Source organism: Achromobacter aegrifaciens (assembly GCF_902859735.1).
In the GTDB taxonomy this organism is placed as follows: Bacteria; Pseudomonadota; Gammaproteobacteria; order Burkholderiales; family Burkholderiaceae_B; genus Achromobacter; species Achromobacter aegrifaciens.
In genome coordinates, this window is sequence record NZ_CADIJY010000006.1 from 242527 (window position 1) to 255270 (window position 12744).

Consider the following 12744-nt stretch of genomic DNA (forward strand, 5'->3'; position numbering starts at 1 on the left):
TGATCGGGAAAGTGATGGGTCAGGTCGCAGCGGCCTCGCCGCGGCGGCCGAAGTCGACCGTGGCGGGCGTCAGGCCCGCCCTTGCGCGGTCAAAACGTTCCAGCCGTTTTTCGTCGACGACGACGCCAAAGCCGGGGCCGTCGGGAAGGTGGAGTTCGAAGTCGCGCACGGTCATCGGCTGCTCGACGATGTCGTCGACCAGCAATTGCGGGCCGAACAGTTCGCAACCGTGGTGCTGGTCGGACAGCGTGGCGAACACGTGCGCCGACGCCGCGCTTCCCAGCGAGGTTTCCAGCATGGTGCCGCCGTACCAGCCGATGCCGGCCGCTTGCGCCACGGCCGCGACCTCGCGCGTGCGCAGCAGCCCGCCGTGCTTGGCAACCTTCAGGGAAAACACATGGCAGGCGCGCTGCGCGGCCAGCATGTAGGCGTCCTGCGCGGAGCACACGGTTTCATCCGCCATGATCAGCGCGGCCGAACCCAGCGACTGCGTCGCTTCGCGCAGCGCCTGCACGTCCCACTTCGCCACGGGCTGTTCGATCAGGGTCACGCCGGCCTCCACCAGTTGCGGCAGATAGCGGCGGGCGGTGTTGCCGTCCCAGGCCTGGTTGACGTCCACCGTCATGTCGGCGCGGCCGTCCAGGCCGCGCGCAATGCGCGTCACGTGCGCCACATCGTCCGCCGGACTGCGCGCGCCGATCTTGAGCTTGAAGAGGCGATGGCGGCGCGCCTGCATCATCTGCTCGGCCTCCTCCAGATCGCGTTGCGAATCGCCGCTGGCCAGCGTCCAGGCCAGCGGCAGGCGTTCGATGCGCTTGCCGCCCAGCAATTGCCAGGCCGGCACGCCCAGGCTGCGCGCCACGGCGTCCAGCAGCGCCATCTCGACCGCGCTCTTGGCGAAGGTATTGCCCTTGCAGACCGCATCGAAGCGGTTGAGGTGTTCGGCGAATCTGCGCGCATCCGCGCCGGCCACGGCGGGAGCCAGGTAGTTCTGGATCGCATGCAGGATGGTTTCCGGCGATTCCTCGTTCCACGACGGGCCGCCTATCGTGGCCGCTTCGCCAAAACCGCAGGCGCCGTTGGCTAGCCAGAGCTGCACGATCACCGGGCTTTGCCGGTTGATGGCGCCGAACGAAAACTTGTGCGGCCGGATCGTCGGGATGTCGACGATTCTTGCGTGGATGCGCTCGATGCGCCAGGTGGCATCGTCTGCCGTGATCGGAGCCGGGGTCGAAACGGATGTCATAAAGCCTGAAGCCCTGCGTGAGTGATGCGGCAAGATTAGGGCTCGGCCGGTTTTGCATCCAATGATTTATATTGCATTTATCATTCGATATGGTCGAACGATACACTTACAATCATCGACCGCCCAGACCGGCATAGCGCCAGGAGCCCCTCGATGGAATTGCGCCAGCTGCGCTACTTTCTCAGCGTCGCCGACACCGAGCACCTGACCCGCTCGGCCGACGCCCTGCACGTCACCCAATCCACCCTGTCGCATGGCCTGCGCCAGCTGGAAGAAGAGCTGGGCATGCCCTTGTTCGACCGCATCGGCCGGGGGCTGCGCCTGTCGCAGGCGGGCCGGGTGCTGCGCGACCACGCCAGCCGGGCGCTACAGGAAATCGAAGCCGGCAAGATGGCCCTGGCGGATCTGGCCGGCCTGCAGGCGGGGTCCCTGACCATAGGCGTCATCCCCACCTTCCTGACCCATTTCGTGCCGGACGCGGTGGCCGGGTTCAGCCTGGCCTTTCCCAAGGTCCAGATCCAGGTGCGCGATCTGCGGGCTGGCCCCATTGAAGACCTGCTGGTCAGCGGCCAGCTGGACCTGGGCATTTCATTCCATCCGGCGCTGCGGGAAGAAATCGAGGCGCAACCCCTGTTCGACGAACGCCTGCAGGTCGTGGTTGGCAAAAACCACCCGCTGGCCTCGCGGCGCAGCCTGCGCATGCGCGATCTCGCGGGTGTGCCGCTGGCGCTGCTGCCGCGCAGTTTCGCCACGCGCCGCATGATAGACGCGGCCTGCGCCCAGGCAGGGCTGACGCCCGACGTGCGGGTCGAAATGGAGTCGGTGGACGCCTTGATCCACCTGTGCCGGCAGGGCGAACTGGCGACCATCGCCGCCGAGCATGCGGCAGGCGCGGCCGGATCGGGGTTGAAGAGCATCGCGCTGACCGACCCCACCACCATCCGCCGCGCGGCCATCCTGTGGCGCAAGGAAGCCTCGCGCAGCCGCGCCGCCCAGGAGTTCGCCGCCCGGCTGCTGGACGCGGTGCAGCGCCTGCCTGGCGCGGCAAGCGCGAATCGCCCCTGACACTGCGGCCCCCAAAAAAAACGCAGCCCGAAGGCTGCGTTTCTTTGTAGCAGCGCAGCCAAGCTGCGCGCCGTGTCATCAGACGGCGGATTCGCGCGCGGCGCGCTTGCGCTCGTTTTCCAGCAGGAAGCGCTTGCGCAGACGGATCGACTTGGGCGTGATTTCCACGAGTTCGTCGTCGTCGATGAATTCCACGGCGTATTCCAGCGACATCTGGATGGGCGGAACCAGGCGCACGGCTTCGTCGGTGCCCGAGGCGCGCACGTTGGTCAGCTGCTTGCCCTTGATGGGGTTCACGACCAGGTCGTTGTCGCGGCTGTGGATGCCGATGATCATGCCTTCGTACAGCGCATCGCCCGGGCTCACGAACATGCGGCCGCGATCCTGCAGCTTCCACAGGGCGTAGGCCACGGCGTCGCCGTGATCCTGGCTGATCAGCACGCCATTGCGGCGCTCGCCGATCGAGCCTTCCTTGATGGGCGCGTATTCGTGGAAGATGTGGCTCATCAGGCCGGTGCCGCGCGTCAGCGTCAGGAACTCGTTCTGGAAACCGATCAGGCCGCGAGCCGGGATCAGGTATTCCAGGCGGGTACGGCCGCGGCCGTCCGGCTGCATGTCCTGCAGGTCGCCCTTGCGGCGGCCCAGCTCTTCCATCACGCCGCCCTGGTGGGCGTCTTCGACGTCGACGGTCAGCGATTCGAACGGCTCGCACTTCACACCGTCGATATCCTTGAACACCACGCGCGGACGCGACACGGCCAGCTCGTAGCCTTCGCGGCGCATCGTTTCCAGCAGAATGGTCAGGTGCAGTTCACCGCGGCCCGACACCTCGAACACCGTGTCGTCGCCCGTGTCGCGCACGCGCAGCGCCACGTTCGACTTCAGTTCGCGGTCCAGGCGGTCGCGCAGCTGGCGGCTGGTCACGAACTTGCCTTCGCGGCCGGCCAAGGGCGAGGTGTTCACCATGAAGTTCATGGTCAGGGTGGGCTCGTCGATGCGCAGCATCGGGAACACGTCCTGATTGGCGGTGTCGGTCACCGTGCAGCCGATGCCCAGCTCTTCGATGCCGTTGATCAGCACGATGTCGCCGGCTTCGGCTTCGTCCACGACGATGCGCTCCAGGCCGTGGAACTTCAGCACCTGGTTGATGCGGCCGCGGCCGCCCTGGCCTTCAGGACCGAACTTGTAAGCCACTTCCATGCCGGGACGCATGCGGCCGCGGTTGATGCGGCCCACGCCGATCTTGCCGACGTAGCTGTTGTAGTCCAGCGAGATGATCTGCATCTGCAGCGGACCATTGGGATCGTCGTCGCGCTGCGGCACGTGTTCGAGGATGGCTTCGAACAGCGGGCGCATGTTGCCTTCGCGCACTTCAGGATTCAGGCCGGCGTAGCCCGACAGGCCCGAGGCGTAGATCACCGGGAAGTCCAGCTGCTCGTCGGTGGCGCCCAGCTTGTCGAACAGGTCGAAGGTGGCGTTGATGACGAAATCGGTGCGGGCGCCCGGACGGTCGACCTTGTTGACCACGACGATGGGCTTCAGGCCCAGGGCCAGCGCCTTGCGGGTCACGAAGATGGTCTGGGGCATGGGGCCTTCAACCGCATCCACCAGCAGCAGCACGCCGTCGACCATGGACAGCACGCGCTCGACTTCGCCGCCGAAGTCCGCGTGTCCCGGGGTGTCGATGATGTTGATGTGCGTGCCTTCGTATTCGACGGCACAGTTCTTGGCCAGAATCGTAATGCCGCGTTCTTTTTCCAGGTCGTTCGAGTCCATGACCCGTTCGGTCAGCGCCTGGTTTTCGCGGAAGGTGCCGGATTGGCGCAGCAGCTGGTCGACCAGGGTGGTTTTACCGTGGTCCACGTGGGCGATGATGGCGACGTTGCGCAAGGCGCGAGTCATAGCGAGTCCTTTAAGGTCAGGGTGGAGGGCAGCAAGCCCTCCGGCAATTCGTTCAATGCAAGCAATGCCTGCTTGGGGTCTGGCATGGCCTGCAAGGCATCCAGCGCAACGGCGCGTTCCAGGGAAAACGGCCCGACGTGCGTGCGCCGCAGCGCCGTCAGGTGGGCGTAACAGCCCAGCACGCGCCCGATGTCCTGGGCCAGCGTCCGGATGTATGTGCCTTTACTGCATGCCACATCGATCTCTGCCTCGGTTCCGTTCAGGGACAGCAGTTCGATGCGGTAAATCGTGATCTGGCGCGGCGGCCGTTCCAGCTCGATGCCGGCGCGCGCGTACTCGTACAAGGGCTTGCCGTCGCGCTTGAGCGCCGAATACATGGGCGGAATCTGCTCGATCGTGCCCGAGAAACGTGACAGCGCGTCGCGCAGCGCCTGCTCATCAACGGTAAAGCCCGGCTCGGCGGTGGACACGACATTACCGGTCAGGTCGCCGGAGTCGGTTTCGGAGCCAAATTGCAGCGTAGCGCGATATGCCTTGTCGGCGTTGAGCATCGCGCCGGAAATCTTGGTTGCGCGTCCCATGCAGCACACCAGCAGACCGGTGGCGAAGGGATCCAGCGTGCCAGTGTGGCCGGCTTTTGCCGCGTCCATGGCGCGTTTGGCGCGTTGCAGGGCGTGGTTGCTCGACAAACCCACGGGTTTGTCGAGCAACAGCACACCGTCGAGCGTAAGCCCGCGTCGTTTAGCCATCGTCGGAATCCGGTTTAAAGCAGTGACGACAGCCCGATCAGGACTGGTCTTCAGGTTCGTCGGGCACGCCCGAATGCGGGCCGGGCCGGTTTGCGCGGTCGATGAGGATCGACATTTCGATGCCACGGGCGATCTGCTCGTCGTGGAAGAAGCGCAAAGTGGGGACAGTATGTATGTGCAGCAGCTTGTACAGCTGGGAATGCAGCCAACCGGCTTTCTCGTTCAGCAAGGCGGTCGCGGCTTCGGGCTCGGCGCCCAGAACCGTGAAATACACCTTGGCATGCGCGTAGTCGGTCGACAATTCCACACCAGAGAGCGTGATCAGTCCAGCGCGGGTCGTGTCGATCTCGCGCTGGATGATCCCGGCCAGATCCTTCTGGATCTGGTCGGCCAGCCGCAGATTGCGGCCGGGGATGGCTTTGGACTTGTGACGGCTCATTAGAAAAAATGCCTCGCGGTCGCCTTACAGCGTACGCGCGATTTCCTTGATTTCAAAGACTTCCAGCTGGTCGCCCACCTGGATGTCGTTGTTGCCGCGCAGCGTAAGGCCGCAGTCGAAGCCCGACTTGACTTCCTTGACGTCGTCCTTGAAGCGGCGCAGCGAATCGAGCTGGCCGGTCCACTGGACCACGTTGTTGCGCAGCAGGCGGACTTGCGAATCGCGACGCACCAGGCCGTCCAGCACCATACAACCGGCGATGTTGCCGATGCGGGAAATGCTGTAAACCTCGCGGATCTCGACCAAGCCGATGACTTCTTCCTTTTTCTCGGGCGCCAACATGCCCGACATGGCTGCCTTCACTTCATCCACGGCGTCGTAGATGATGTTGTAGTAGCGCACGTCGATGCCGTTGTTCTCGGCCAGCTTCTTGGCGCTGGCTTCGGCGCGGACGTTGAAGCCGATGACGACGGCGTTCGAGGCGATGGCCAGGTTGATGTCGCTTTCCGAGATGCCGCCCACGGCGGCGTGCACGACCTGCACGCGCACTTCGTCGGTCGACAGCTTGACCAGGGACTGCACCAGCGCTTCCTGCGAACCCTGGACGTCGGTCTTCACGATCAGGGCCAGGGTCTGCGTGCCCTCGCCCAGGTTGTCGAACATGGACTCGAGCTTGGCGGCCTGTTGGCGGGCCAGCTTGACGTCGCGGAACTTGCCCTGGCGGAACAGCGCGATTTCGCGCGCCTTGCGCTCGTCGGACAGCACCATCAGCTCGTCGCCAGCGGCCGGCACTTCGGTCAGGCCCTGGATTTCCACGGGGATCGACGGACCGGCTTCCTGGATAGGCTTGCCGTTTTCGTCCAGCATGGCGCGCACGCGGCCAAAGCTTGCGCCGGCCAGCACCACGTCGCCACGGTGCAGGGTGCCGCTTTGCACCAGGATGGTCGCGACCGGGCCGCGGCCCTTGTCGAGACGAGCTTCGATCACCAGGCCCTTGGCGGGCGCGTCGACGGGAGCCTTCAGTTCCAGCACTTCGGCCTGCAGCAGCAGGTTTTCCAGCAGATCGTCGATGCCTTCGCCGGTCTTGGCCGACACGGACACGAACGGCACGTCGCCGCCGTATTCTTCCGGCACCACTTCCTCGGCAACCAGTTCCTGCTTGACGCGGTCGGGGTTGGCGGAAGGCTTGTCGATCTTGGTCATGGCCACGACCATCGGAACGCCTGCGGCCTTCGCGTGGTGGATGGCTTCGCGGGTCTGCGGCATCACGCCGTCGTCGGCCGCGCAGACCAGGATGACGATGTCGGTCGCCTTGGCGCCGCGGGCACGCATGGCGGTAAACGCCTCGTGGCCCGGGGTGTCAAGGAAGGTCACCATGCCGCGTTCGGTCTGAACGTGGTAGGCGCCGATGTGCTGAGTAATGCCGCCGGCTTCGCCCGCGGCAACCTTGGCGCGGCGGATGTAGTCCAGCAGCGAGGTCTTGCCGTGGTCGACGTGGCCCATGACGGTGACAACCGGCGCGCGCGGCAGCTGTTCGGCTTCCGACACGCTCGCGGTTTCGTCCAGGAAGGCTTCCGGGTCGTCCAGCTTGGCGGCGATTGCCACGTGGCCCAGTTCCTCGACCACGATCATGGCGGTTTCCTGGTCCAGCACCTGGTTGATGGTGACCATCTGGCCCAGCTTCATCAATTGCTTGATGACTTCTGCGGCCTTGACGGACATCTTGTGGGCCAGGTCGGCCACGCTGATGGTTTCCGGCACGTGAACTTCACGCGCGATGAATTCCTGCGGCGCCGGCTCGTTGCGGCGATCGTTCTGCTGGTTGCGGCCGCCTCGGCCGCCCTTGCCGCCGCCCTTGCCGCCAGCGCGCCAGCCGTCGCGGCTGGCCGGGGCTGCCGGCTTGTCCGCGGGCTTCTTGCGCGAAGCGTCATCGGACCAGGTCGAAGCGACTTCGGCGGTCTTGATGGTCTTCTTCGCGCCGGGAGCGGCGGGCTTGGCGTCCTTCTTGGCGCCGGGAGCGGCGCCCGGCTTGCCAGCCGGCTTGTGCAGCGTGCCGGAGATCGGCGCGGCAGCGGCGGGCGCTTCCGGTTCGGGAGCGCGCAGCACCTTGCGCGGACGGTTCAGCATCTCGCGCAGAGCGGCGGCTTCAGCCTCGGCCTTGCGGCGGGCCTCGTCGCGGGCCGCCGGCGCGGCGGAAGCCGCGAGAGGCGGGCCGGCGCGGCGGTTGTCCGCACGATTGCCAACCTTGACGGCGGGCGCGGCGGGCTCGGGCTTCGCGGCAGTTTTGACGGGTTCGGACTTCGCGGCAGGCTGAGCCTGGGCGACAGGCGCGGCGGCCTGGGAGGAAGATGGTTCGGACTTATTGGCTAGCACAACGGGTTCCGGCTTGGCTTCTTCAGCCTTGGGCTCGGTGGATTCAGTCTTGACTTCGGGCTTGGCCTCTTCGGCCACGGGCTCGGCAGGAGCAGGCGCCGGCGTCGGTTCGGGTTCAGGCTGAGCCTGGACTTCGGCGGCTTTCGCCTCGACGGGAGCGGGCGCTTCGGCCGCGACGGATTCAACAGGCGCGGGCGCTTCGACCGGCGCGGGCGCTTCTGCAGCAACGGGCTCTTCCGCCTTGGCCGGGGCAATAGCCTCAGCCTGGACGGGAGCGGTCTCGCGAGGAGCGGCAGCTTCGGGTGCGACGGGCGCCGACACTTCCTGCGGCGCCGCTTCGGCGGCTGCCTCATCTTCGGCACGCGCGGACGCGGCCTGTTCCAGGGCGATTTCGGAGGGATCACGCTTGACGAACACGCGCTTCTTGCGCACTTCGACCTGGATCGTGCGCGAACGGCCGGTGGCATCCGCCTGGCGGATCTCGGACGTCTGGCGGCGCGTCAAGGTGATCTTCTTGCCTTCGGTCGCGCCGTGGGCGCGACGCAGCGATTCGAGCAATTTCGCCTTGTCGCTGTCGGTGACGGAATCGTCGACCGATTTGAGGTCAACGCCAGCCGAGCGCAGCTGATCCAGCAGCACATTGGCAGGCATTTTCAGCTCGGTAGCGAACTGCGCGACGGTATTACTCGACATTAGGCTCTCTCTTCCCTATATGCAGCTATTACAAACAACGTGAACTCGCGGCGGCGGATATTCCGTCCGCCGCGGACCCGTGTCCTTTTGGTTATTCCTCGTCGAACCAATGGGCGCGGGCACGCATGATGAGATCGCTGGCTTCCTGCTCGGTCAGACCGGCGATTTCCGCCAGTTCGTCCGTCGCCAGTTCGGCCAGATCATCACGCGTATGCACTTGGCGCTCGGCCAGCTTGGCAGCCAGTTCGGGCGTCATGCCTTCGAGTTCGAGCAAATCCTGCGCGGTCTCAAGGCGCTCTTCCTGGGCGATCGCCTCGGTCAGCAGCGCATTGCGGGCACGGGCGCGCAACTCATTGATGGTGTCTTCGTCAAAGGCCTCGATTTCCAGCAGTTCCTGCATGGGCACGTAGGCGATTTCCTCGATACCGGTAAAACCTTCGTCGATCAGGATGTCAGCGACTTCCTCGTCGACGTCCAGCTTGCTCATGAACGTGGCGCGCAGGCCCGAACGCTCGACTTCCTGGCGGTTCAGGCTTTCTTCCGGCGTCATGATGTTGATCTGCCAGCCGGTCAGCTCGGAAGCCAGGCGAACGTTCTGACCCTTGGCGCCGATGGCCTTGGGCAGGTTTTCCTCGTCCACCACGACGTCCATCGCGTGCTTGTCTTCATCAACGACGATGGACTCGACGTTGGCCGGCGCCAGGGCGCCGATGACAAACTGCGCGGGGTCTTCCGACCACAGCACGATATCGACCTGTTCGCCGCCCAGCTCGTTGCGCACGGCGGTCACGCGCGAACCGCGCATGCCCACGCAGGTGCCGATCGGGTCGATGCGCTTATCGTATGCCACCACGGCGATCTTCGCACGCACGCCGGCGTCGCGGGCCGCGGCCTTGATCTCCAGCAGGCCCTGCTCGATTTCGGGGACTTCGTTCTCGAACAGCTGGCGGATGAATTCCGGCGCGGTGCGCGACAGGATCACCTGCTGGCCGCGCGCGGCGTGGTCTACGCGCAACACAAAGGCGCGGACGCGGTCGGCCACCCGGAGGTTTTCCTTCGGGATCATTTCGGAACGCGGCAGGCGCGCTTCGATCTTGCCGGTTTCGACGATGGCGTCGCCCTTGTCCATGCGCTTGATCGTGCCGGACACGATGGTCTCGCCACGGTCCAGGAAGTCGTTCAGCACCTGCTCGCGCTCGGCGTCGCGGATCTTCTGCAGAATGGCCTGCTTGGCGGCCTGCGCGCCGATGCGGCCGAACTCGATGGGTTCGAGCGGCTCTTCGATGTACTCGCCTTCCTTGATGCCGGGGACGATTTCCTGCGCGTCCGACAGCATTTCCTGCTTGTCGGGCTCTTGCAGGCCAGCCTCGTCGGGCACGACCAGCCAGCGGCGGAAGCCTTCGTGATCGCCCGTGTCCCTATCGATGGCGACACGGATGTCCGCATCATCCTTGAAGCGCTTTTTCATCGCCGAGGCCAGCGCGCTTTCCAGCGCTCCGAACACGACGTCGCGCGTGACGTTCTTTTCACGCGCCAAGGCATCGACCAACAGAAGAATTTCGCGACTCATCGCTTTTTGCCCTTGAAATCCAGAACGGGGTCCAGTTTTGCACGTTCGATATCGTCGACCGTGAAATTCAATACCTGGACGTCGTTCTTTTTTGCCTCAAATTCGAGACCGAACACGGTCTTTTGCATTCCAGCAGCCGCGTCGGAGGCTGCGGCGTCGTCTTCGGGCACCGTCAGGGTGCCGGCAAAGACCTTGCGGCCGTCCAATGCCTCGCGCAGCTTGATTTCGATGCGCTCGCCTGCGAACCGGCGGAAGTCGGCCTCGTTGCGCAGCGGGCGGTCGACGCCCGGCGAACCGACTTCCAGCCGCTTGTAGTCGACGTTCTCGACTTCGAACACCCGCGACAACTGGCGGGACACCTGTTCACAGTCTTCGATGCGCACACCGCCGACCCGATCGATCGTGACGCGCAAAAGGCCCAGGGCGGCACGCTCGACGTCCACGAGTTCGACGTCCATGCCGGCCAGAGCCTCTTTGGTCAATGCGAATAAATCAGCCATATACTCAAAAAAAATGGGCTGCACGCCCAGCCCACCGTATTGCACAGCGCCCAGCCGCCACCCTACTGCACGTAAGGAGCAATGCTGGGCAGTGCCCTATATTGCGACCTAAATTTGGCTTGCGCCGCCCCAGGCCATTAAGACCCGCCGCCCCAACCCGCAACCCGGGCCAGGCAGCACCAGGCGCAAAGTCCGATGCAAACTGCCAGCTCTTGCCGCCCCTGTATTTGCGTGCTTTTCCTTGCGGGCACGCAAAAGGCGACGGCGCGAAGCCATGAAAACCATTGATTTTACCAGATAAACTGGAAAAACGCCTGATTCGTCGCGGGCTTACGTTTATGCGGGACATATCCCGCGCAGCGGCGCGTCCGGCGCGCCGCCCGCAGGCCTTCAGCGACCCTGACGACCGCGCCCGCCCATCACGCCCAGACGGGATTCGTGCGCCGAAGCGCCGCGCGGCTGCCAGTCATCGCCGCGCGGGGACGACGAGGCATTACGGGGTGCGCGCGGCTTGCCGCCAGCGTTCGGCCCCTTATTGCCGCCGGCGCCTCCCGACTTGTTACCGCTACGGCCGCCACCGGCGCCTGCCGGCTTGCCGCCGCGACCGCTATTGCCACGCGCACCGGCAGGCTTGCCGCCAGCCGAGCGACGACCGCCAGCCGGCGCTTCCGCGACGTTGCCGCCGCCAGCCTCGACCGACACGGCATTGCCAGGCTGGCCGCCCGCCGCAGCCGCGCGCGGACCGCGCGGCTTGCCGCCGGACTTGCCACCAGGCTTGCCCCCGCCCTGCTTGCCGCCGGCCTTGCCGCCCGCCCCCGCTGCGGAACGGCCGCCGCCAGGCTTGCCGCCCTTGCGGTTGCCCCCAGCGCCCTCTCCCGACAGGGGATGGCCGTTGGCATAACCACCAGCAATCATCAGGCCCGTGCCAAAAGGATCCGACGGACACGCGGCCGCCTGGCCTGCGCTGCCCAAGCGGCCGCCTTGCAGCTTGCCGCGGCGGCCGATGCGCGCGCCGTTCATGCCGTTGCGGTCCATGGTGCCGAAACCCGGGGGCAGCGCGCTGTCATGCGACTGCGGCTGCTTGGAGCGGCGACGGTTGCCGCCGGATTCATCGTCGTCGCGCACCAGGCCCAACTGGACCATCAAGGCCGTGACCAGGGAAGAATCCAGTTCTTCCCAGCGGCCGCGGCGCAGCGTACGCGGCAGGACCACGTCGCCGAAACGGGTGCGGATCAGCCGGCTGACCGTGACGCCCACGGCCTCGAACATGCGGCGGACTTCGCGGTTGCGGCCTTCCTGCAGGGTGACGCGGTACCAGCGGTTGCTGCCGTCGCCGCCCAGGTAGTCCAGGGCGCCGAAGGCAGCCATGCCGTCGTCCAGCTCGATGCCGTCGACCAGCGATTGGCGCTGAGCCTCGTCCATTTCTCCCAGCACACGCACCGCGTACTCGCGTTCCGTGCCGTAGCGCGGATGCATGATGCGGTTGGCCATGTCGCCGGAGGTCGTGAAGATCAACAGGCCTTCCGTGTTCAGATCCAGACGGCCGACCGACAGCCACTTGCCCGTGCGCAGCTTCGGCAGGCGGGCAAAAACGCTTGCGCGGCCGCCCGGGTCGTCATGGCTGACGATCTCGCCAGCGGGCTTGTGATACAGGATCACGCGCGGCGGCTTTTTCGTATTGACGCGCATGATGGGCTTGCCGTTGACGCGCACCTGGTCATTGGGCGCCACGCGCTGGCCGATATGGGCCGGCTCGCCGTTGACCGACACGCGGCCCGCAACGATCAGTTCTTCCATTTCGCGGCGCGAACCGATGCCGGCGTCCGCCAGCACCTTGTGCAGCTTGGGCATGACCGAATCGCTGTTCAGGTACTTGCCCAGACGCTGCTCCATGCGGTCAGCGGTTTCCAGGTACGACAACGCCTGCTCGGCTTCCTGCTCGGTGCCGCGCGACTCCTGCGGCTCGGCCTGAGGGGCGGCAGCCGCCGCGGGCTGCGCTTCGCCGGCCGGCGCCTGCTCGGCGGCGGTATCGCCGCGGCGACGGCGGAACGGCGTTCTCAGCTTGCGGCCCCTGCCGCGGGCTCCCGTCTCGCCTTCAGCCGCCGGCTCACGCGCGGCGGATTCCGGCTGGCCATTGGAAGCGGCATCATCCGAACGGGGATTGTCGTCCTGCATTGCTGTATTCGTTGTCACTGGGACAGCTCCGA

At 65.7% G+C, this 12744-nt stretch carries 9 protein-coding genes; 1 reads left to right on the forward strand and 8 read right to left on the reverse strand.

Features of this window, described 5'->3' with window-relative positions; translation table 11 throughout:
* Window positions 1-19 precede the first annotated feature (19 nt).
* Entirely contained in the window at window positions 20-1246 is a 1227-nt protein-coding gene (locus tag HV766_RS19655) for a muconate cycloisomerase family protein (protein ID WP_054450997.1), read from the reverse strand.
* A 153-nt stretch (window positions 1247-1399) separates the two neighbouring features.
* Between HV766_RS19655 and cynR the strand changes: the two genes are divergently transcribed.
* Window positions 1400-2311 (forward strand): transcriptional regulator CynR, encoded by a 912-nt coding sequence (gene cynR, locus HV766_RS19660; protein WP_054450996.1) that lies wholly within the window; start codon window positions 1400-1402, stop codon window positions 2309-2311.
* A gap of 78 nt (window positions 2312-2389) precedes the next feature.
* On the opposite strand, the gene typA is transcribed toward cynR, so the two are convergent.
* The 7 genes from typA to HV766_RS19695 all read right to left on the reverse strand — a co-directional run bounded on the left by typA (window position 2390) and on the right by HV766_RS19695 (window position 12712).
* The gene (gene typA, locus HV766_RS19665; protein WP_054450995.1) at window positions 2390-4213 is read right to left on the reverse strand and encodes a translational GTPase TypA; all 1824 of its coding nucleotides are present in this window, start codon (window positions 4211-4213) and stop codon (window positions 2390-2392) included.
* Window positions 4210-4962 carry a tRNA pseudouridine(55) synthase TruB gene (gene truB, locus HV766_RS19670; protein ID WP_054450994.1) on the reverse strand — a complete coding sequence of 251 codons (753 nt, stop codon included), beginning with the start codon at window positions 4960-4962 and terminating at the stop codon, window positions 4210-4212. Before truB ends, typA begins: the two co-directional genes overlap by 4 nt.
* A gap of 37 nt (window positions 4963-4999) precedes the next feature.
* Window positions 5000-5401, reverse strand: a complete 402-nt coding sequence (gene rbfA, locus HV766_RS19675) for a 30S ribosome-binding factor RbfA (RefSeq protein ID WP_006388333.1) — start codon at window positions 5399-5401, stop codon at window positions 5000-5002.
* A gap of 24 nt (window positions 5402-5425) precedes the next feature.
* Window positions 5426-8467, reverse strand: coding sequence for a translation initiation factor IF-2 (gene infB / locus HV766_RS19680; RefSeq protein ID WP_054450992.1), 3042 nt, complete (start codon window positions 8465-8467; stop codon window positions 5426-5428).
* Window positions 8468-8558: 91 nt separating this feature from the next.
* Entirely contained in the window at window positions 8559-10037 is a 1479-nt protein-coding gene (gene nusA / locus HV766_RS19685; protein ID WP_054450991.1) for a transcription termination factor NusA, read from the reverse strand.
* On the reverse strand, window positions 10034-10537 hold the full coding sequence (rimP, locus tag HV766_RS19690; protein WP_054450990.1) for a ribosome maturation factor RimP: 504 nt from the start codon (window positions 10535-10537) through the stop codon (window positions 10034-10036). The genes nusA and rimP overlap by 4 nt, the downstream gene beginning before the upstream one ends.
* A gap of 390 nt (window positions 10538-10927) precedes the next feature.
* Entirely contained in the window at window positions 10928-12712 is a 1785-nt protein-coding gene (locus tag HV766_RS19695) for a pseudouridine synthase (protein WP_054450989.1), read from the reverse strand.
* Window positions 12713-12744: the final 32 nt, after the last annotated feature.